18 protein-coding genes are annotated in these 19,815 nt (G+C 66.8%); 9 read left to right on the top strand and 9 right to left on the bottom strand.

Features of this window, described 5'->3' with window-relative positions:
* Complete coding sequence (locus AC5P9P_RS17310; protein WP_231522698.1) at positions 1-360, bottom strand: hypothetical protein; 360 nt, start codon at positions 358-360, stop codon at positions 1-3.
* A 117-nt stretch (positions 361-477) separates the two neighbouring features.
* On the opposite strand from AC5P9P_RS17310, the gene rocF reads away from it, so the two are divergent.
* The 3 genes from rocF (at position 478) to AC5P9P_RS17295 (ending at position 2,125) form a co-directional block, all read left to right on the top strand.
* A complete protein-coding gene (gene rocF / locus AC5P9P_RS17305) occupies positions 478-1,398 on the top strand; it encodes an arginase (protein WP_049433630.1) in 921 nt (306 codons plus the stop codon).
* A gap of 160 nt (positions 1,399-1,558) precedes the next feature.
* The gene (locus AC5P9P_RS17300; RefSeq protein ID WP_005407710.1) at positions 1,559-1,696 is read left to right on the top strand and encodes an entericidin A/B family lipoprotein; all 138 of its coding nucleotides are present in this window, start codon (positions 1,559-1,561) and stop codon (positions 1,694-1,696) included.
* A 207-nt stretch (positions 1,697-1,903) separates the two neighbouring features.
* Entirely contained in the window at positions 1,904-2,125 is a 222-nt protein-coding gene (locus tag AC5P9P_RS17295) for a CsbD family protein (RefSeq protein WP_004153772.1), read from the top strand.
* Positions 2,126-2,193: 68 nt separating this feature from the next.
* Here AC5P9P_RS17295 and AC5P9P_RS17290 read toward each other — a convergent pair whose 3' ends face one another.
* Entirely contained in the window at positions 2,194-3,003 is an 810-nt protein-coding gene (locus AC5P9P_RS17290) for a hypothetical protein (protein ID WP_033833620.1), read from the bottom strand.
* 108 nt (positions 3,004-3,111) lie between these two features.
* On the opposite strand from AC5P9P_RS17290, the gene AC5P9P_RS17285 reads away from it, so the two are divergent.
* The 4 genes from AC5P9P_RS17285 to AC5P9P_RS17270 all read left to right on the top strand — a co-directional run bounded on the left by AC5P9P_RS17285 (position 3,112) and on the right by AC5P9P_RS17270 (position 7,807).
* Positions 3,112-4,404 carry a tryptophan--tRNA ligase gene (locus tag AC5P9P_RS17285; protein ID WP_033833621.1) on the top strand — a complete coding sequence of 431 codons (1,293 nt, stop codon included), beginning with the start codon at positions 3,112-3,114 and terminating at the stop codon, positions 4,402-4,404.
* Positions 4,405-4,570: 166 nt separating this feature from the next.
* The gene (locus tag AC5P9P_RS17280) at positions 4,571-4,867 is read left to right on the top strand and encodes a hypothetical protein (protein WP_024956159.1); all 297 of its coding nucleotides are present in this window, start codon (positions 4,571-4,573) and stop codon (positions 4,865-4,867) included.
* 249 nt (positions 4,868-5,116) lie between these two features.
* Positions 5,117-6,049 (top strand): MBL fold metallo-hydrolase, encoded by a 933-nt coding sequence (locus AC5P9P_RS17275; protein ID WP_495232982.1) that lies wholly within the window; start codon positions 5,117-5,119, stop codon positions 6,047-6,049.
* A gap of 105 nt (positions 6,050-6,154) precedes the next feature.
* Positions 6,155-7,807: a M28 family metallopeptidase gene (locus AC5P9P_RS17270; protein ID WP_449156965.1), complete on the top strand. Its 1,653-nt coding sequence runs from the start codon at positions 6,155-6,157 to the stop codon at positions 7,805-7,807.
* Positions 7,808-7,991: 184 nt separating this feature from the next.
* Here the strand turns inward: AC5P9P_RS17270 and AC5P9P_RS17265 are convergent, their stop codons facing one another.
* Positions 7,992-8,324, bottom strand: a complete 333-nt coding sequence (locus tag AC5P9P_RS17265) for a hypothetical protein (RefSeq protein ID WP_231522704.1) — start codon at positions 8,322-8,324, stop codon at positions 7,992-7,994.
* A 31-nt stretch (positions 8,325-8,355) separates the two neighbouring features.
* Positions 8,356-9,690 (bottom strand): MFS transporter, encoded by a 1,335-nt coding sequence (locus tag AC5P9P_RS17260; RefSeq protein ID WP_033833624.1) that lies wholly within the window; start codon positions 9,688-9,690, stop codon positions 8,356-8,358.
* 223 nt (positions 9,691-9,913) lie between these two features.
* On the opposite strand from AC5P9P_RS17260, the gene yedA reads away from it, so the two are divergent.
* Entirely contained in the window at positions 9,914-10,819 is a 906-nt protein-coding gene (gene yedA / locus AC5P9P_RS17255) for a drug/metabolite exporter YedA (protein WP_043035189.1), read from the top strand.
* Positions 10,816-11,712 carry an EamA family transporter RarD gene (gene rarD / locus AC5P9P_RS17250; RefSeq protein ID WP_033833626.1) on the top strand — a complete coding sequence of 299 codons (897 nt, stop codon included), beginning with the start codon at positions 10,816-10,818 and terminating at the stop codon, positions 11,710-11,712. Before yedA ends, rarD begins: the two co-directional genes overlap by 4 nt.
* A gap of 207 nt (positions 11,713-11,919) precedes the next feature.
* Here the strand turns inward: rarD and AC5P9P_RS17245 are convergent, their stop codons facing one another.
* The 5 genes from AC5P9P_RS17245 to AC5P9P_RS17225 form a co-directional block, all read right to left on the bottom strand.
* Complete coding sequence (locus AC5P9P_RS17245) at positions 11,920-14,778, bottom strand: TonB-dependent receptor plug domain-containing protein (protein WP_033833627.1); 2,859 nt, start codon at positions 14,776-14,778, stop codon at positions 11,920-11,922.
* A gap of 391 nt (positions 14,779-15,169) precedes the next feature.
* Positions 15,170-16,492 carry an ABC transporter permease gene (locus tag AC5P9P_RS17240; RefSeq protein WP_005407726.1) on the bottom strand — a complete coding sequence of 441 codons (1,323 nt, stop codon included), beginning with the start codon at positions 16,490-16,492 and terminating at the stop codon, positions 15,170-15,172.
* A 13-nt stretch (positions 16,493-16,505) separates the two neighbouring features.
* Positions 16,506-17,663, bottom strand: coding sequence for an ABC transporter permease (locus AC5P9P_RS17235; protein ID WP_005407727.1), 1,158 nt, complete (start codon positions 17,661-17,663; stop codon positions 16,506-16,508).
* Positions 17,664-17,677: 14 nt separating this feature from the next.
* Positions 17,678-18,367, bottom strand: coding sequence for an ABC transporter ATP-binding protein (locus tag AC5P9P_RS17230; protein WP_004137569.1), 690 nt, complete (start codon positions 18,365-18,367; stop codon positions 17,678-17,680).
* A gap of 102 nt (positions 18,368-18,469) precedes the next feature.
* The gene (locus AC5P9P_RS17225; protein ID WP_495232981.1) at positions 18,470-19,723 is read right to left on the bottom strand and encodes an efflux RND transporter periplasmic adaptor subunit; all 1,254 of its coding nucleotides are present in this window, start codon (positions 19,721-19,723) and stop codon (positions 18,470-18,472) included.
* Between the last annotated feature and the right edge of the window lie 92 nt (positions 19,724-19,815).

Raw genomic sequence — 19,815 nt, 5'->3', positions numbered from 1 at the left:
TCAGCCGCAGGACCTATACAGCAACACCCACGCCAGGATCAGGGTGAACATACCAACGAAGGTCAGGCCGAACCATAGCGCCGCCAGCTTCACGTTGCCAATCAATGCCGTCGCCACACGGGGCAGCTCGCTTTTCAGAATCGGGTGTTCGGCGTGTGCTTTGCGCAGACGCTGCCAACCCAACCCGAGGAATACCAGGGTCGAGAACGGCACCAGCAGCAGCGTCGCCTGCATCAACCAGCCGTTCTGCGACGCATCGATCGAGCTGCTGAAAAAACCGCAAGAGCGGCGATGGGTAGCGCCCCGATGAAAAAGCGCGGCCAGGCCGTATTGATGAAGGGCGACATCGCAATCTTCCATGAAGCGGGGGCAGGTCCGCGCGGCATCATGCCATGTGATTGCCCTGCTGCACCGCCGCGAGTGGTGTCACACAGCTCTGGCTAGACTGTGCTTCTTTTTCCCCCGCAGGAGGCACCCATGGCCCATCCCATTTCCGTATCGTTGATTGGCGTTCCCACCGACGTGGGTGCCGGCCATCGCGGTGCACGGCTTGGCCCGGAAGCGCTGCGCGTGGCCGGCCTGCCGGAGGCGCTGGAAGCGCGCGGCGTGGACGTGCGCGACGTGGGCAACCTGGATGGCCCGCGCAACCCGTGGACTGCGCCGGTGGAAGGCTACCGCCACCTGGGCGAAGTGGTGGCGTGGAACCATGCACTGATGGAAGCCAGCTATGCCGAACTTCAGGCCGGGCGCATGCCGATCATGCTCGGCGGCGACCATTGCCTGGGCATCGGTTCGATCACCGCCGTCGCGCGCTGGTGCCGCGAGCAGGGCAAGACCCTGCGCGTGCTGTGGCTGGATGCGCATTCGGACTTCAACACCAGCGATGTCACTCCGTCGGGCAACATCCACGGCATGCCGGTGGCCTGCCTGTGCGGCCTGGGCCCGGATGCACTGACCCAGCTCGGTGGTACCGCACCGGCGATCACCCCGGCGCAGATGCACCAGATCGGCATCCGTTCGGTGGACCCGGAAGAGAAGCGCCTGATCAAGACCCACAAGGTGGATGTCTATGACATGCGCTACATCGACGAGAACGGCATGAAGCGCGCGGTTGAAGCAGCACTGGCGGGCATCGACGAGAACACCCACCTGCATGTCAGCTTCGATGTGGATTTCCTCGACCCGAGCATCGCACCGGGCGTCGGCACCACCGTGCCGGGCGGGGTGAACTACCGCGAGGCGCAGCTGGTGATGGAGATGATTGCCGACACCGGGCGCATGGGTTCGCTGGACATCGTCGAGCTCAACCCCTTGCTGGACAAGCAGAATGCCACCGCCGAACTGGCCGTGGACCTGGTCGAAAGCCTGTTCGGCAAGTCCACCCTGATGCGCGACTGAGCTCTCCGCCTGAACGGATCGATGATCCGTTCACACGCGCTCCACGCCCCTGCCGCCAGATTGCACATCACGCGGCGGCAGTGGCATTGGCTCCTTCCGCCGAGCGACCGAACCCCATCCGCGAATGAAGCGGTATAGCGGCGAACCCAAGGAGAAGCCCATGAAGCGCGTAGTTGCCCTGATGCTGTTGTCGATGTTCTCGGTGGCCCTGCTGGCCGGTTGCAACACCGTTGCCGGTGCCGGCAAGGACGTGCAGAAGGCTGGCGAAAAGGTTGAGGATGCCGCCAAGGGCCGTTGAGCCTGAAGTGGAACGGAAAGCAAAAAGGCCGGGGGGACCCCCCCGGCCTTTTTTCTTGCGCGTTTTTCTGCAGCGTACGTGTCGAAGCGTAGTGAACCATTCAAGCAGGTGAGCAGTGCTTTCATGGTCGGTTGACCGGCACTCAACAGCCGCTGCGCGAAGCTGTAGCCACGGTAAGAACGCCGTTGCAACCAAGGACTCCCAGCAATGAACAAAGACATCATTTCCGGCAAGTGGTCGCAGCTGAAGGGCAAGGCCCAGGCCAAGTGGGGCGATCTGACCAACGACGACTTCGATGTGGCTGAAGGCAATGCCGAGTATCTGGCCGGCCGCCTGCAGGAACGTTATGGCTGGGCCAAGGATCGCGCTGAGAAGGAAGTCCGTGAGTTCCAGGATGCCGTGAGCAAGGACTACCCGGACTACAAGTAAGCGCTACGGTTTTCCCCCCACGGCACAACGCCCGCACCGAGAGGTTGCGGGCGTCGTGCTGTCTGCGCTCAGCGCGCCGGGGGGTCCGGCACGTAGCGGTTCGGGAACGCTTGCGGTTCGCGCGGCAGGCGCGACGGCGGCGTATCGACCAGGATGCCGCGCGCGCGCAGATTGCGGGCGCTGTCGTAGCGCAGCTGCAGAACCTGTGCCGGGCTGCGGCTGGCGCGTTCGAAGTCGGTATCGCGTACCGACGACTGCTCGCGTGCGCCGTGGCCGGTGCCCAGCGCAGGGGTCTGTGACTTGCTGGCATAGCCCTCGATGCGGCTGTTGCTGGCGCTGGCATCGGCCGCCGCTTCGGCCGTCGGGGCCGGAGCCGGCAGTGGCAGGCTCCGGCGCAGGATCGGATCCGGACGCCAGCGGCGCGCTTCCTCGAACACCGCCACGCCGACCACGCCGATGTTGTCCGGGCGACCGGTGCGGCTGGCATAGCTGCCGCTGGGGCTGCTGAACACGAACTGCGCCACTTCATCCTGGCTCTTGCGCCAGCCGGTGATGTCGGCGCGCTGGCCGGGGTTGAGCACGTAGCCGGTCTGCGACGGATCGGCATCCTCGCCGGAGATGGCGTTGACGCCGTCCACCGACAGCACCACCAGCACCCGGCGCGGGCTGTCGTTGTACAGGCGCACGGCGTAGCGGTGGCCGCGCTCGCCGGCCACCCAGCGCTGGCCCTCGGCAGGGTAGCTGCGCAACTCGGTGCCGCGGTCGCGGTCGACCAGAGACATGCGCACGGGGCCGCCCTCGTAGGCCGGCGGCGGCATCGGGGCGGGGCGGAAGCCGGCCAGGGGCAGGATCAGCAGCAGGGGCAGCAGGCGTTTCATCGGGCGTCTCCAGCGGGGTTGCGTGAATGAACGCGCCGCAGGCCCTGACGGGGTTGGTGGCGTGCAAGGTAAACTGGCCCCGTTCATCGAAGGTTACCCCACGCAGTCATGACCACCCGAGTCCTTACCGGCATCACCCCCTCCGGCACGCCCCACCTGGGCAACTACGTTGGCGCCATCCGTCCGGCCATCGCGGCCAGCCGCGCGCCGGGGATCGAGAGCTTCTTCTTCCTGGCCGACCTGCACAGCCTGATCAAGTCCCAGGACCCGCAGCGCACCCAGCGCGCGACCCTGGAGATCGCGGCCAGCTGGCTGGCCTGTGGCCTGGACCCGGAACACGTGTGGTTCTACCGCCAGAGCGACATCCGCGAGACCACCGAGCTGATGTGGTTCCTGACCGCCATCGCCAGCAAGGGCATCCTCAACCGCGCGCACGCCTACAAGGCGGCGGTGGACAAGAACCGCGAGGAAGGCGTGGACGAGGACGCAGGCGTCAGCGCCGGCCTGTTCATGTATCCGGTGCTGATGGCCGCCGATATCCTGATCTTCAAGGCCAACCAGGTACCGGTGGGCCGTGACCAGATCCAGCACATCGAGATGGCGCGCGACTTCGCCCAGCGCTTCAACCACGTGTATGGCAAGGAGTACTTCCCGCTGCCGGACGTGGTGATCGACGAGCAGGTGGCGACGCTGGCGGGCCTGGATGGCCGCAAGATGAGCAAGAGCTACCACAACACCATTCCGCTGTTCGTGCCGCGCGAGGAGCTGAAGAAGCTGGTGTTCTCGATCCTGACCGACTCGCGCGCACCTGGCGAGCCGAAGGACACCGAGGGCTCGGCGCTGTTCCAGATGTACCAGGCCTTCGCCACCCCGGAACAGACCGCCGAATTCGCCAGGGCGTTCGCCGCCGGCATCAGCTGGGGTGACGCCAAGCAGCAGCTGTTCGAGCGCATCGACAGCGAACTGTCGCCGCTGCGCGAGCGCTACAACGCGCTGATGGCCGAGCCGGAGAAGATCGAGGCGCTGCTCAAGCGCCGTGGCCAGCAGCTGCGCGAGCAGCTGGCGGCACCGCTGCTGGACGAACTGCGCCATGCGGTGGGCCTGCGTGACCTGTCCACCGCAGGCGATATCGCCAGCGAGGACGCCGGCGTGGCCCGCGTGGCACCGCCGCAGTTCAAGCAGTACCGCGACAAGGACGGCCGCTTCTACTTCAAGCTGACCGCCGGTGACGGCACGCTGCTGATCCAGAGCGAAGGCTTCGATTCGCCGCGCGATGCGGGGCAGTTGATTGCCGTGATCAAGCAGGCGGAGCAGGGTGACCAGCTGCAGAGCGAACTGTTCAAGCTGGACGCTGAAGTGGACGCCGTGCTGGCGGCCCTGGCCATGCTGCGCGAAGCGTAAGGGTAGTGCCGGCCGCTGGCCGGCAACTGCATAGGAAATGCCGGCCAGCGGCCGGCACTACCACGGCACTGCATAGGAAAACGCCGGCCAGCGGTCGGCCCTACCCGCGAACGAACGTCATGGCATGATGTCCGCGCGCCTCCGGCGCGATGACATGGAGTCTGCGATGGCCTGGTTGTCGCTGCTGCTGTTCCTGCCCTGGTTCCTGCTGCTGGGCAGCCTGTACTGGCTGTTCCCGCGCCAGCCGCGCACCCCGCGGCGGCGCCTGTTCGATGGCTCCACCCTGTTGCTGGCCTTCGCCCTGAGCATCGCCTCGATGCTGTGGGGGTATCGACTTGGCATGGCACAGCCCGGCGCCGGCCCGATCTGGCCGCAGGTACTGGCGGTGCTGTACGCCTACGGCGCATTCCTGGCGGTGCTGGTGCTGGCCCTGCTGCTGCGGCCGCGGTTCGCATTGCGCTGAACCTGGCCCTTGCGCACCCGATGGACCTGCGGTTGGTTGGCCTGCGCTTGCCCTTGCCTGCGCTTGCCCTTGCTAGAGTCGACTGTGAGTCGACTGCTCTTCTGGAAGCCCGCGCTGCGCGCGACAGTCGACTGACAGTCGACTCTACCCGCCCACAACCCGGCACTACCCGACCAAAGCCGCATCGAACCCGGGCCGCCCGCGCGCCTACCATGGGCGTCTGTTCCCGATCCTGCCAGGTGCGTGCCGATGATCGCCGACCCCAGCATCCACACCATCGATACCGGCTTCCAGCGTCCCGACTTCGACGCGGCCTATCTGATCGTTGAATGCGACCGCGCCGCGTTCGTCGACTGTGGCACCGGCCTGTCGGTGCCGGCGATGCTGCAGGCGCTGGCCAACGCGGGTCTGGCCGTTGACGCGGTGGACTGGCTGCTGCTCACGCACGTGCACCTGGACCACGCCGGCGGCGCCGGCCTGCTGATGCAGCAGCTGCCCAACGCAAAGGCAGTGCTGCACCCGCGCGGTGCGCCGCACATGATCGACCCGACCCGGCTGATCGCCGGTGCCACGGCGGTGTACGGTGCCGAGGAAATCGCGCGCAGCTATGGTCGTATCGAGGCCATTCCCGAACATCGTGTGGTGGTGGCCGAGGACGGCCACCGTATCGACCTGGCCGGCCGCGAGCTGGTGCTGCTGCACACCCCGGGCCACGCACTGCACCATTACTGCGTGTGGGATGCGCGCAGCCGCAGCTGGTTCACCGGCGATACCTTCGGCATTTCCTACCGCGAGCTGGACAGTGCGCAGGGGGCCTTCATCTTCCCGACCTCGTCGCCGGTGCAGTTCGACCCGGAAGCGATGAAGGCCTCGATCCAGCGCATGCTGGGCTATGGCCCGCAGGCGATGTACCTGACCCACTACGGCCGCGTGGAGCAGGTGCAGAAACTGGCCAACGACCTGTTCGAACAGATCGATGCGATGGCCACCATCGGCCGCCAGTGCGATGGCCGGCCGGACCGCCACCGCTGCCTGCTGGCCGCGCTGCAGGCGCTGTACCTGGAACGTGCACAGCTGCATGGCTGTGCGCTGGACGATGCGGCGGTGATCGCTGTTCTGGCGATGGACATCGAACTCAACGCGCAGGGCCTGGCCTGCTGGCTGGACCGCATCAGCAGGTAGACCCATGCCATGCGTGGATGACGCGAGCCCAGGCTGCGCCGTGATGTCACGACCACGTTACACTCTGGTGACTTCCAAGCTAGCCGTGGTACTGCCGTGAATCCGATGCGCGTGTTGCTGCTGTCGTCCTGCCTGTTTGTCGGTGGCCTGGCCCATGCGGCCAACGACCTCCCGGGTGGCGGCATCGATCCGCAGGCTCTGTCGCGCCACGTGCGTGTGCTGGCATCGGATGAATTCGAGGGTCGCGCGCCGGCCACCGAGGGCGAAGAGCGCACGGTGCAGTACCTGATCGAGCAGTTCCGCAGCTACGGCCTGCAGCCGGGTGGCGTGGATGGCAGCTGGGTGCAGCCGGTGCCGCTGGTGCGCGCGCAGCTGGACGGGCCGGCCAAGGCCAGCCTGTCGCTGAAGCAGGGCAAGCGCGCGCTGGCCAACGGTGTGGACGTGACCCTGCAGAGCCTGCAGCCGCGCAAGCGCGTGCAGATCAAGGACGCGCCACTGGTGTTCGTCGGCTATGGCATCGACGCACCGGAACGCCACTGGAACGATTACAAGGACGTGGACCTGCACGGCAAGATCGCCGTGGTGCTGATCAACGACGCCGATTTCGAGGCCGATGCGCCGGGCGCGTTCGATGGCAAGGCGGTGACCTACTACGGCCGCTGGACCTACAAGTTCGAGGAAGCCGCGCGCCGTGGTGCCGAGGGTGTGCTGATCGTGCACGAGACCGCGCCGGCCGCCTATGGCTGGGCCACGGTGAAGAGCTCGGGCACCTCGCCGCTGTTCGACATCGAACGCGGCCAGGCCGAGGCGATGGCGCAGCACACGCCGCTGCGTGGCTGGATGCAGCGCGAACTTGCCGAGGCGATCTTCGCCGACGCCGGCCTCGACTTCGATACCGAGAAGCGCAAGGCGATGCGTGCCGACTTCCGCCCGGTGGCACTGGACAACGCGAAGCTGAGCGTGGATTTCGCACTCAAGCGCGAGCAGGTGGTCACCCGCAACGTGGTGGCCAAGCTGCCCGGCGGCGAGCATGGCGACGAGGCGGTGATCTTCTCCGCGCACTGGGATGCCTTCGGAATCGGCCAGGCCGACGCCAAGGGCGACCGCATCCGCCGTGGTGCGATCGACAACGCCACCGGCGTGGCCACGGTGCTGGAACTGGGCCGCGTGTTCGCCGCCGGCCCGCAGCCGCAGCGCACGCTGTACTTCGTGGCCCTCACCGCCGAAGAGAAGGGCCTGCTGGGCGCCAGCTACTACGCCGCGCATCCGCTGGCGCCGCTGGACAAGACCGCTGCAGTGCTGAACATCGAGATGTTCAGCCCGGATGGCGCGACCCGCGACATCGCTTCGTGGGGCAAGGGCCGGGTGTCGCTGGAAGGCGACCTGGAACGCGTGGCCAAGGCCCGCGGTCGCAGCTACAGCCCGGACCCGAACCTGGAGGCCGGCTTCTTCTACCGCGCCGACCACTTCGCCTTTGCCCGCCTGGGCGTGCCGGCGATCACCATCGGCCCGGGCCTGGACAAGCTGGACGGCGGCGTTGAAGCCGGCCGCGCGCTGCGCGAGAAGTACTTCGCCGACTGCTACCACCAGGCCTGCGATGCCTGGACCCCGAGCTGGGATCCGAGCGGCCACGCGGCTGACACTCTGCTGGTCTACGACCTGGGTGCCGAGCTGGCCAACAGCCGCCGCTGGCCGACGTGGGAGAAGGAATCGGAGTTCCGCGGCGCGCGCGACAAGAGCGAAGCGGCCCGCCGCTGAGGCTCGGGACCGGCGGGGTGTCATGTCATTCCGCCGGGGGTAGAGTCGACTGCCAGTCGACTATCGCGCGCAGCGCGGGTTTTCCGGTGCCGACAGAGAGAGCAGTCGACCAACAGTCGACTCTACCGATTGCGGATTGCGGATTGCGGATTGCCGGCCAGCGGCCGGCACCACCGGGTGTTCGTCAGCGCCGGCGCAGCAGCGTCCATGCGCCCCAGCCGGCGGCAGCGAGCGCTGCCAGATAGCACGCCACCATCGTACGCAGGCCAACCGGCGACCCCGCATTGATGCCGCGATGCAGCCGCAGGTGCAGCGAGCTGTGGCCGCTGCCCAGGTCCATCGCCAGCTGCAGCGCCAGCGCGGCGCAGAACACCAGCAGGGCGACCCCGAACCCCGTGCGCGGCCACGTGGCCTGCGCGTTGGGGCGGCGCAGCACCCAGGCCAATGCCGTGGCTGCGGCCAGCGTCACCGCGATCCACATCAGCGCGGTGGCGGGAGACGTAGCGGCCACCGGCATTGCACCAGTGGCCGCGATCACGGCAACGCGCTTACTTGCGGGTGCCGTCGAGCCAGTTCGGGCCCTTGTTGGTGAGGAAGAACACATAGACCACCAACGATACCGCGATCGTGGCGGTCACGTAGATGGCGAACCAGTCGACGTGGCCGGTCTTCAGCGCGCCCTGGTACAGCAGCGGGGCGGTGCCGCCGAACAGCGAGTTGGCCAGCGCGTAACCCAGGCCTACGCCCAGCGCACGCACGTGGGTGGGGAACAGCTCGGCCTTCACCACGGCATTGATCGAGGTGTAGCCGGTGAGGATGACGAAGGCCAGTGCCAGGGTCAGGAACGCCAGCGTGGCGTCGTGCTGGTGCGGCAGCTGGGTGATCAGGTACCAGCTGTACAGCACGCCGCCGACACCGAAGAACACCAGCAGGGTCTTGCGGCCGATGATGTCCGACAGCCAGCCGCCGATCGGCTGCAGCACCATCAGGAACGCCAGCACGCCCAGGTTGATCAGGGTGCCGGTCATCGGGTCGTTGCCCGCGAATGCGCTCTGGATCATTTTCGGGCCGTTCACCGAGTAGGTGTAGAAGGCCACGGTGCCACCGGCGGTGATCAGGAAGCACAGCAGCAGCGGCCGCCACTGGTGCACGAACAGCTCGTACATCGAGCCGGACTTCTGCGCCTTGCCCTCGCGCGCAGCTTCGATCGACGACTCCGACAGCGATTCGTCCATGCCGCGGCGCAGCCAGAACACCACCACCGCGGCGATGCCACCGATGCCGAAGGCGATGCGCCAGCCCCACTCGGAGATCTCCGGCTTGCCCCAGAAGGTCAGCATCAGCAGCAGGGTCAGCTGGGCCAGCACATGGCCGCCAACCAGGGTGACGTAGTGGAAGGAGGACAGGAAGCCGCGACGGCCGGGAATGGCGGCCTCGGACATGTAGGTGGCGCTGGCGCCGTACTCGCCGCCGGTGGCGAAGCCCTGCAGCAGGCGCGCGAACAGCAGGATGACTGCGGCCCAGATGCCGATGCTGGCGGCGGTGGGGGTGATGGCGATCAGGAACGAGCACAGCGCCATCAGCGTGACCGAGACAGTCAGCGCCAACCGACGGCCGTGGCGGTCGGCGAAGCGGCCGAAGAACCAGGCACCGATCGGGCGCATCAGGAACGTGGCGGCGAAGATCGCCCACACGTACATCGTGGAGTTCTTGTCGTCCGGCGAGAAGAACTGCGATTCGAAGTACACGGCGAACACCGAGTACACGTAGACGTCATACCACTCCACCAGGTTGCCGGCGGAGCCTTTGAGGGTGTTGGAGATCGACCTGCGCAGGGCAGCGCGGTCGTTCGCGGGTACGGCAGGTTGGGACGTGGTGCTCATCTGGGTGGGAATCCTCGATGCGGCGCGTCCGTGCGCAGGGAAAACGGCGCCCGGCCTTGGGGCGGCGCGGCCGGGCAGCCCTCTTGGTACTGCATCGGCCGTCAACACGGGGTAGCAGACCAGAGCAGGGTGCATGGATGGATGACAGCGTGCCACCGTCCGGGGTGCCGGACCATACTCAAAACGTCCTAGAATCCGCCTTCCCCCGGCTCCCTGGTGTGTCATGTCGGTTCCCCCCTCTTCGTCTGCGGCTGCCCCCCGGGGTGGCCTTGTCGCGCTGGCATTGCTGCTGGTCTACGTGGTCTGGGGCTCGACCTACCTGGGCATCGCCAAGGCCCTGCACGGCGGCGCGCTGCCGCTGACGATGGTTTCCGGCAGCCGGTTCATCATTGCCGGTGGCCTGATGTTCCTGGCCTTGCGCCTGTTCTGGAAGATGCCGAACCCGACCCTGCGGCAGTGGCGCAACCTGGTGGTGATGGGCGTGACCATGCTGGTGCTGGGCAACGGCATGGTGGTGCTGGCCGAGCGTGAGGTGTCCTCGGGCCTGGCCGCGACAGCGGTGGCCTCGGTGCCGCTGTGGATGGCGCTGTTCTCGGCGCTGCGCGGGCAGCATGCCAGCCGCGGTGAGTGGCTGGGCATCGCCATCGGCTTCCTCGGCGTAGTCTGGCTCAACGCCGGCAGCAGCCTGACGGCCTCGCCGACCGGGCTGGTGCTGCTGCTGATCGCGCCGATCGGCTGGGCCTTCGGTTCGGTGTGGGCGCGCGGCCTGGACCTGCCGGGCCCGTTCATGACCGCCGCCGGGCAGATGATCTGCGGTGGCGTGCTGCTGGTGCTGATCGGCCTGGCGGTCGGCGAGCGCCCGACCACGCTGCCCGATACCGGTGGCCTGCTGGCGATGGCCTACCTGTGCGTGTTCGGTTCCATCGTTGCCTTCACCGCCTACGTCTGGCTGCTGCAGAACGTGCGGCCGGCGCTGGCCGGCAGCTATGCGTACGTCAATCCGGTGATCGCGGTGCTGCTGGGCGCGCTGCTCAACGGCGAGCGCTTCGGCTGGCGCGACCTGCTGGCGATGGCGGTGATTCTCCTGGGTGTGGTGGTGCTGACAATGGCAAGGACGAGAAAGAAGTGAGCATGGACGAGAAAGAACAACGCCGGGGCCTGCTGGTCACCGCATCCACCTTCGTGATCTGGGGCCTGGTGCCGGTCTATTGGCACCTGCTCAACGAGGTACCCTCGTTCCAGATCATCGCCCACCGCATCATCTGGAGCACCGTGATGGTGCTGGGCTGGCTCTTGATCAGCTCGCGCCTGGGCTGGTGGCAGAAGATCGCCGCGCAGCCGCGCGCGCTGCCGATCCTACTGGTGTCGAGCCTGACCATCGCCTTCAACTGGGGCCTGTACATCTGGGCGGTCAACGCCGGCCATGTGATCGAGACCAGCCTGGGCTACTTCATCAACCCGCTGGTGAACGTGCTGCTGGGCGTGCTGGTGCTGAAGGAGCGGCTGCGCCGCCTGCAGTGGGTGGCGGTGGCGATGGCAGCGGTGGGCGTGGCCTGGCTGACCATCGACGCGGGTACGCCGCCGTGGATCGCGCTGGGCCTGGCCTGTTCGTTCGGCCTGTATGGCCTGCTGCGCAAGCTGGTCTCGGTCGATCCGGTGGCCGGCCTGGGCGTGGAGAGCATGTACCTGTTCCTGCCGGCGCTGGCCTTCGCGATCTGGGCGGAAAACGGCCATGGCGGCGCGTTCTTCCATGGCTGGGGCTGGCGCAATGACCTGCTGCTGGTCTTCGGTGGCGCAGTGACCGCAGTGCCGCTGATCGGTTTCGCCTACGGCGTGAAGCGCATCCCGCTGTCGCTGGTCGGCATCCTGCAGTACATCGCGCCGAGCCTGCAGCTGCTGCTGGGCGTGTTCTTCTTCCACGAAGCGTTCGATACTGCCAAGGCGATCGGCTTCGCCGCGATCTGGGCCGGCCTGATCCTGTTCGTCGGTGACAACATCCGCACGATGCGCGCCAAGCGCTAGCGCCGGCGGGGCTGCGGGGTCGGATCCCTCCGCAACGCGGAGGGCTCTGACCCTGTTCTATCCGTCGCGTGGGGTCAGAGCCCTTCGCAGGGTGAAGGGATCCGACCCGCTTCCACCCAAAAAAGAACGGCGCCCCGAAGGGCGCCGTTCTGCTTCCATCCACCGCCAGGAGAGAGAGATGGCGGTGGCGGGAACGCGGTTGCAGGCTTAGAAGCGCTGCTGGTACTTCATGTACATGAAACGACCGATGTCGAAGCCACCGTAGTAGGTGAAGCTGCTGTTCGGCTGGCTGTACATGATCGGACCCTGGTGGTCGAAGACGTTGTTCACGCCCAGCGACACGGTGCCGTCCCACGGCAGGCTGTAACGCACCTGCAGGTCGTGGAAGGTGTTGGAGCCCACCTTGCGGCTCGGCTGCGCATCGGTGTACGGCGAGACGAAGCCGGCCATGTTGCAGTCCGGGCCACCGGCCAGGTCATACGAGCAGGCTTCCTTCATGCCCGAGTAGTAGCGGGCGGTCCAGCCGATGCCCAGGTCGCCGTACTGCCAATCCAGGTTGAAGGTCGAACGCACGCGGAAGTTGCCCTGCCAGCCGGTCTTCTGCTCCACCGGCGTGGTGGCGGCGCTGTCGTTGCGCTGCGCCAGGTAGTCGGTGTAGGTGGTGTTCCAGGTGGCGGCAAAGCGGCCGAACGCGGTTTCCGGCAGGCGGTAACGCAGGCTGAAGTCGTACCCGGCGGTTTCGCGGTAGCCCGCATTGACCAGCGAGCGGTCCAGCGACGTCACCTGACCCAGCGTCTTGGCGCTGGTGGAGCGGGTGAAGCGGCCGCACGCCGAATCCACGCCCTGCACGTAGCACTGGTTGAGGATGTCGGTGGCCGACTCACCCACGATCGCGTTGTCGATGCGGATCTTCCACCAGTCCAGGCTGACGTCCAGGCCCGGCACGAACTCGGGGCTGTACACCAGGCCCACGGTCCAGGTCTTGGCGGTTTCCGGCTTCAGGTTCGCATTGGAACCGGAGTCGAAATCGGCGATGCCCTGCTGGCCCGGACGGTTGGCGACGTTGCCTTCCGACGCGGTCTGCTGGCGGAAGTCCGCCGGCACCTTCAGCGCCTGGCAGCGTGCGGCCACGGTCGCACTGCTGGCAGCGATGCCGAACGAGGTATCGCACGGATCGGTGAACGAATCACGGCTCTTCACCGCACCGCCGTACAGGTCGTCCACGGTCGGCGCACGGAAGCCGGTGCCATAGGTCGCGCGTACCAGCAGGCTGTCGATCGGCTTCCACTTCAGGCCGAACTTGCTGTTGGTGGTCGAACCGAAGGTGTTGTAGTCGGTGTAGCGGCCGGCCAGGTCCAGCGACAGTTCACGCGCGAACGGCATGTCGGCCAGCAGCGGTACCTGCAGCTCCAGGTAGACCTCGTTGAGCGAGTAGTCGCCACGGGTCGGCTGGCCGGTGGTGCCGGCAATCTGGCCCTTCTGCACCATCAGGTCCGGGGTGTAGCTGGCTTCTTCGTTGCGGTGCTCGAAGCCCATCGCGGCCATCACGTCGCCGGCCGGCAGGGTGAACACCGAACCGGAGATGTTGGCGCTGGCGACCTTCGTGGTGCTCTTCATCTTGTCGACGAAGCGGGTGAACAGGTAGTCCTGCACGTCCTGGTTGCTCAGCGAGCCCGGGCCCGCATAGCCCATCGGCGCGGCCGGGTTCCACGGCACGCAGCCGGCGATCACTGCACCCGGGCTGCCGCAGCGTGCCACGGTGCCATCCATGAAGGATGGGCCGACCGCCAGGTCGACGTGCGGCTGGTACATGCTGCCGGTACCGATGCGCTCGCCTTCATTGCGGTTGTACATGTAGCTGACGTTCCAGTCCCAGTAACGCGAACCGGTTTCGAAGCTGCCTTCCAGGCCGATGCTGGCGCGCTTGGTGTCCAGGTTGTTCTCGGTCGCACGCGGCATTTCTTCGGTGCGGTGCGAGAACAGCACGTCCTGGCCCCAGTGGTTGAACGCACTGTCCTTGGACAGGGCAGCACGGGAACCGTTGCGCGCCTGTGCGGTGGACACCGAGTAGGGGTAGCCGGCCAGGTGCTTGGTCGACTCGCGCTTGCTGTACAGCGCGTCGGCCACGATGCGCAGGTCATCGGTGATCGAGAAGCCACCGTTGGCGAACACCGAAGTGCGCTCCAGGCCGCTCAGCAGGCTCATGTTGGTCTTGGTGTTGGCACCATCGGCCGGATTGGGCGTGTGGAAATTGCCCTTCTGGCTCGGGTCGCCGCCCGGGCCCACGGTCAGCGACTTGCCGTCGACAGTGACGCTGCCCCACTGCGTGGTCTGGTTCAGTGCCTTGACGTCGTCGGGATGGCGCGGGCCACCCGGGTAACGGCTGAACTCGCGCTCGCTGCCGAGGATCTCGTCTTCCTTGGTGCGCTCGGCGCCGACGCTGAACCAGCCGCGGTCGAAGGTCTTGCCGAAGGTGGCGCTGTAGGAGCGCTTCTGGCCGTCACCTTCACCGTACTGGCCGACGTAGACGCTGGCTTCGCCACCGTCGAAGTTCTTGCGGGTGATGATGTTGACCACACCGGCGATGGCGTCCGAGCCGTACAGCGCGGACGCGCCATCGGTGAGCACTTCCACGCGCTCGACAATCGCCGAGGGAATCGAAGCCAGGTCGGAGTAGCCACCGGCGCTGACGCCCATGCGGCGGCCGTCGATCAGCACCAGGCTGCGCTCCGGGCCGAGGTTGCGCAGGCTGACGTACGTGCCGCCGAAGTCGCGCGAAGAACTCAGCGACGACGAGCGGCTCAGGCTCGGTGCGCCGGCGGCGGTGACGTCCTGCAGGATGTCGGCGACGTTGATGTAACCCTTCTTCTCGATCTCGGCGCGGCTGAGCGCGACGACCGGCTGTGCGGTCTCGACACTGGCCTGGCGGATGCGCGAGCCGGTGATCTCGATGCGATCGAGGTTGGTCGGGGTATCGCCGGCGCTCTGTGCGAAGGCGGGGGTGGTGCAGCTGGCGGCCAGCGCGATGACGATCGCGTTGCGCAGCGGATTGGTTTTCAGGGACATCCGTGAAATCTCGTGTTTCAGGAAAACAAGCGCCCGTTCTATGGACGCGTGGGGTGCTGCAAACCAACGTGGGGGGGCGATTCTAGAATGTTTCCATTCGTAACTGTTTGCCTCTGCGCCGCGGATGTGCGCGAAAATGAATCGCAACCAACAATCCACAGATGGGATGTGCGCGACGTCACGCGCGTTGCGCTTTCGATGGGCAGAGGCATCGATAGCGGCGTATTTCCCGCAATCTGTAGCCGTGCGCGTGCGCCGGCATCCATCCACGCATGGCGTGGATCTACTGGACGTTCTGGCTCACCAGCAAGCGTGGATGACGCGCAAAATAAAAGGGACGGAGTCTTCGCTCCGTCCCCTGCGTGATGCGCAGTCCACCGCTGCGTGATGCTCAGGTTTCTCGCAACGCCGTGGTGATCGGCAAACGGGCCGCGCGCAGCGCCGGGAACAGGCCGCCGACCAGGCCGATGCCCAGCGCCCATTTCAGTCCGGTCCACAGCAGTTCCGGCGACACATGGAACTTGAACACCACCGCGCTGAAGTTGCTGCCGATGGTGGACACGCTGTAGCCATTGAACAGCAGCCACGCCACCGCACACCCCAGAAGGCCACCCAGCAACGCCAGCAGCATGGTCTCCAGCATCACCGCCGTCACCACCGGCAGGCCGCGGAAGCCGATCGCGCGCATGGTGGCGATCTCGCGCGCACGGGTGGCCACGGCCGCGTACATGGTGTTGAGTGCGCCGAACACTGCACCCACCGCCATGATCGTGCCGATGACCTTGCCGAGGATGTCGATCAGCTTGGTCAGCCCGCCGCCCTGCTTGCTGTAGTAGACACGGGTGGTTTCCACGTCCAGTTTCAGGCGCGGGTCGGCGGCGACCGCTGCCTTGAACTGCTCGAAGCCGGCCTTGCCATCGGTACGCACGCTGATCGACTGCCAGGCGCTGCGCTGGTAGGTGGTGGCCAGCGTATCGGCGTCGGTCCACAGCTCCGAATCGTGCGCATCGCCGGTGGCGAACACGCCGACCACGGTCCAGGTCTGGTTGCCCAGGGTCAGCGTCCTGCCCACGTCCATGTCGCGGAACTGGCCCTTGGCACCCTGGCCGACCACGATCTCGCGCAGGCCGGCTGCGAACTTGCGGCCCTCGATGATCTTGACCTTGTCATGCACGGCCCAGGCCTGCGGACCAACGCCGCGGAACTGCGCGTTGACGTCGGTGCCGTCGGACTTCGATACCAGGTTGACCACCTGCGACAGCTCCGGCGACAGCAGCGGCCGGCCTTCGCCATCGCGGCTGATGCCGGGCAGGGTGGACAACGTCGGCACCTGCTCGCGGGTGATCACCGAGTTGGTCTCGGCCTGCGAGCCGCCGCGCAGCACGATGGCGGTGGTGTCGTCGCCGGTGTTGTTGAGCGTGGCCTGGAAGCCTTCGCCCATCGCCAGCATCGCCACCAGCACGCCGACCACGCCGGCGATGCCGACCACGATCACCGAGGACGCGCCCCAGCGCTGCGGCAGGCTGGCCACGCCGATGCGGGTGGCGGCCAGCGCCAACCGTCCGCCACGGGTCAGCAGCAGCCACAGTGCCACCAGCACGGCCACGGCCAGCACGCCGAACCACGGCAGGCTGATCCACAGCACCAGGCCGATCACCAGCAGCAGCACCGTCAGGCCGTTGCCCAGCCATTTCTTGAGTTTGCTCTTGAACATGTCGGTGTCCTCCTCAGCGGCCGGCCAGTGCGTCGACGATCTTCAGGCGCTTGGCACGCAGCGCCGGCAACAACCCGACGATGATGCCGATCACCACGATCAGGCCCAGCCCCATCAGCCAGGTCGGCGTCGGTACGTGTGGCGGCAGCATGCCCATGCTCTTCGGGCCGATCGCCGGCAGGATCAGTGCGGCCAGGCCCATGCCGATCAGGCCGCCCAGGCCGATCAGCAGCACCGACTCCACCATCACCAGGGTCAGCACGGTGCTGTCCTTGAAGCCCAGCGTCTTCAGCGTGGCCAGCTCCGGCACGCGTTCGCGCACCGCCTGCGCCATGGTGTTGCCGGTCAACAGCAGCAGGGTGAAGAACACCGCGCCCATGATTGAAGTGACGATCATGCCGATGTCGGCGAACTGCTTGACGAAGGCCTGCTGGAACGCCGACTCGGTCTGGGTCTTGGTCTCGTGGTCGGAGTTGGCCGAGATTGCATCAATGGCCTGCGCTACCCGCGAGGAATGATCCGGGTTGTCCAGCGTCACCGTGTACCAGCTCACCTGGTTCTTGATGTAGTCGTTGGATTCATCGAAGTACTTCCAGTTCATCATCAACTGGCGTTCTTCGTTGGCCGCCAGCGCTCGGTCCTTGGAACGGTAGATGCCCTTCAGTTCCAGCGGCCAGTCGTTGCTGCCGCCGCGCGGGAAGATCGTGGCCTGCAACGGGATGGTGTCGCCGATCTTCCAGCCGAACTGCTTGGCCAGCGATTCGCCGACGATGGCGCCGGTGCGGGTCTGCTTCCAGTCCTCCAGCTGGGCCGGATCGATCTGCAGCTCGCGGTAGACATCGAAGTAGTTGGGCGACACCGAGAAGTTCGGGAAGAAGTTCTTTGGATCCTGGTAGATGCCGCCGAACCACATGCCGTAGGCCACGTCGCGCACGCCGGCCACCTGGCGGATCTGGGTTTCCAGGCGGATCGGCAGCGACTGGGTGATCGACAGCCGCGAGGCCACCACCAGGCGGTTGGCGCCTTCCACGCTGCCGCCGGACGAGAACGCCACGCGCACCGAGTCGAGCATGCCGAACAGCAGGAACGCGGCCACCACCGACAGCAGGGTCAACAGGGTGCGCGTGCGGCTGCGGAACAGCTGCGCCCACACCAACGAGAAGTATTTCATCGCCGTGGCCTCCGTCAGTGGGCCAGCGGCGCGTCGGCCAGCTCGCCCTTGTCCAGGTGCACCGTGTGCGTGGCGTACTCGGCGGCCTTCGGGTCATGGGTGACCATGATGATGGTCTTGCCGTGTTCGCGGTTGAGCTGCTGCAGCAGGCCGAGGATCTCCTCGGCGGACTGGCGGTCGAGGTCGCCGGTGGGTTCGTCGCAGATCAGGAAGGTCGGGTCGGAAACGATCGCCCGCGCGATCGCCACGCGCTGCTGCTGGCCGCCGGACAGTTCATTGGGGCGATGGCTGCGGCGGTCGGCCAGGCCGACCAGGGTCAGCGCGATTTCGGCATTGCGGCGGCGCTGCGCGGCATTGAGATGGGTCAGCAGCAGCGGCAGCTCCACGTTCTTCTGCGCGGTCAGCATCGGCATCAGGTTGTAGAACTGGAACACGAAGCCGACGTGGTGGCTGCGCCAGGTCGACAGCTGGCCGCCGCTCATCTGGTCGATGCGCTCGCCTTCGATGCTGATCTCGCCGCCGCTGGGGTTGTCCAGGCCGCCGATCAGGTTGAGCAGGGTGGTCTTGCCCGAGCCGGACGGGCCCATCAGCGCGACGAAGTCGCCGCTGGCGATGTCCAGGTCGATGCCGTGCAGCACCTGCACTTTCTCGGGGCCACGCTGGTAGGTCTTGGTGATGTTGCGCAGTGAAACCAGGGTCGACATGGGTGGTTCTCCACGGAAGGCGGGAAACGGGGAAGCGCACCTGCGGTGGCCGCAGGCGTGCGTCGAGCGGTGTTGCCGGCGGCGCCCATGGGCGCCAGGCCGTTACTGCGCTTGTTTCTGTTGCACCTTGGCGCCATCGCGCAGGGTGTCCGGCGGGTTCACCACCACCGACTCACCCGCGCTGACGCCCTTGAGGATCTGGCGGTCCTTGCCCATCGCCTGGCCGGCCTCGACCGTGCGCTGCTGCACGCGGCTCTGGTCGCCCAGTACGAAGGTCACCGAGGCGCCCTCGCGCTGGACCACCGCGCCAGCCGGCACGCGCACGCCTTGCGGTTTGGCGGCCGTCTGCGGCTGCGCCTGCTCCAGGAAGCTGACCCGCACGCCCATCTCCGGCACGATGCGCGGGTCCTTCACCTTCAGCGCCACGCGCACCTTCACCGTGGCCTTGCCGCGGTCGGCAGTGGGGATGATGGCGATGACCTCGCCCGGAATCTTCCACTCCGGATAAGCGTTGAGCGTGGCTTCCACCGGCATCTTCGGTTGCACGCGGCCGATGAATGCCTCACCGACCTCGACTTCGATCTCCAGCGAGTCCATGTCGACGATGGTGCCGATGCCGGTACGGGTGAAACCACCGCCCGCCGACAGCGGCGAAACGATTTCGCCCGGCTGCGCGGCCTTGGCGGTGACCACGCCGGAGAACGGCGCGCGCACGATGTTGTTGTCCACGCCCAGATCGGCAATGGCCAGCTGGTCGTTGGCGACCTTGACGTTGCGCTGGGCCGTTTCCAGCTGCGCACGCAGGCTGTCACGCTGGGCCACGGCCTGGTCGTACTGCGAACGTGACACCAGTTGCTGGCCGACCAGCGCCTGCAGGCGGCTGGCTTCTGCGGCGGCCTGCTTCTGCTGTGCCTCCAGCCCGGCCACCTGGCTGCGCGCGGCCTGCAACTGCGAGGCATACAGGCTGCGCTGCGCATCGGCATCGATCGGATCCAGGGTGGCCATCACCTGGCCGGCTTCGACCCGCATGCCTTCCTCGATCATCACCTCGCGCACCTTGCCGGTGATCTTGGCCGAGACCGTGGCCATGCGCCGGGCGACCACGTAGCCACTGGCATCGAGCACCGAACTGCTGGCGCTGCCCTGCTGGATGGCCACTGCGGGCGCGGTTTCCACTTCCACGGCCGGCGCGCGGCCGAACAGGAAGGCCACGGCAGCGGCGATCAGCAGCACGACCACGATGATCGCGATCCACAGCCAACGACGGCCACCGCCATTGCTGCCACCACCGGAGGCGGGCGGCGGCGACTTGCGGTCGATACGGAGTTCCTTCAACAGCTCGGCAGAAGCGTTCATTCGTTCCATCACAGGCGTTCGGGCGGGTGTGGCCGGAAGCGCGGACGGCGGCGATTCCGGCGGTGGAGCGTGCGGCACAGCATGAAGGCAGG

The organism is Stenotrophomonas sp. YJH_SMC_14-1, from assembly GCF_059372275.1.
Note: the sequence above shows the minus strand (reverse complement) of the source record. Positions and strands in the feature narration are given on the sequence as shown.

What these genes read in the sequence shown, in the direction of transcription:
- AC5P9P_RS17275 (WP_495232982.1), top strand. Translation starts at nt 5,117, where the DNA reads ATGATCGCCGACCCCAGCATCCACACCATCGATACCGGCTTCCAGCGT.
- AC5P9P_RS17230 (WP_004137569.1), bottom strand. Translation starts at nt 18,367, where the DNA reads ATGTCGACCCTGGTTTCACTGCGCAACATCACCAAGACCTACCAGCGT.
- yedA (WP_043035189.1), top strand. Translation starts at nt 9,914, where the DNA reads ATGTCGGTTCCCCCCTCTTCGTCTGCGGCTGCCCCCCGGGGTGGCCTT.
- AC5P9P_RS17310 (WP_231522698.1), bottom strand. Translation starts at nt 360, where the DNA reads ATGGAAGATTGCGATGTCGCCCTTCATCAATACGGCCTGGCCGCGCTT.
- AC5P9P_RS17265 (WP_231522704.1), bottom strand. Translation starts at nt 8,324, where the DNA reads ATGCCGGTGGCCGCTACGTCTCCCGCCACCGCGCTGATGTGGATCGCG.
- AC5P9P_RS17225 (WP_495232981.1), bottom strand. Translation starts at nt 19,723, where the DNA reads ATGAACGCTTCTGCCGAGCTGTTGAAGGAACTCCGTATCGACCGCAAG.
- AC5P9P_RS17260 (WP_033833624.1), bottom strand. Translation starts at nt 9,690, where the DNA reads ATGAGCACCACGTCCCAACCTGCCGTACCCGCGAACGACCGCGCTGCC.
- AC5P9P_RS17300 (WP_005407710.1), top strand. Translation starts at nt 1,559, where the DNA reads ATGAAGCGCGTAGTTGCCCTGATGCTGTTGTCGATGTTCTCGGTGGCC.
- AC5P9P_RS17245 (WP_033833627.1), bottom strand. Translation starts at nt 14,778, where the DNA reads ATGTCCCTGAAAACCAATCCGCTGCGCAACGCGATCGTCATCGCGCTG.
- AC5P9P_RS17235 (WP_005407727.1), bottom strand. Translation starts at nt 17,663, where the DNA reads ATGAAATACTTCTCGTTGGTGTGGGCGCAGCTGTTCCGCAGCCGCACG.
- AC5P9P_RS17280 (WP_024956159.1), top strand. Translation starts at nt 4,571, where the DNA reads ATGGCCTGGTTGTCGCTGCTGCTGTTCCTGCCCTGGTTCCTGCTGCTG.
- AC5P9P_RS17270 (WP_449156965.1), top strand. Translation starts at nt 6,155, where the DNA reads ATGCGCGTGTTGCTGCTGTCGTCCTGCCTGTTTGTCGGTGGCCTGGCC.
- AC5P9P_RS17290 (WP_033833620.1), bottom strand. Translation starts at nt 3,003, where the DNA reads ATGAAACGCCTGCTGCCCCTGCTGCTGATCCTGCCCCTGGCCGGCTTC.
- AC5P9P_RS17285 (WP_033833621.1), top strand. Translation starts at nt 3,112, where the DNA reads ATGACCACCCGAGTCCTTACCGGCATCACCCCCTCCGGCACGCCCCAC.
- rocF (WP_049433630.1), top strand. Translation starts at nt 478, where the DNA reads ATGGCCCATCCCATTTCCGTATCGTTGATTGGCGTTCCCACCGACGTG.
- AC5P9P_RS17240 (WP_005407726.1), bottom strand. Translation starts at nt 16,492, where the DNA reads ATGTTCAAGAGCAAACTCAAGAAATGGCTGGGCAACGGCCTGACGGTG.
- AC5P9P_RS17295 (WP_004153772.1), top strand. Translation starts at nt 1,904, where the DNA reads ATGAACAAAGACATCATTTCCGGCAAGTGGTCGCAGCTGAAGGGCAAG.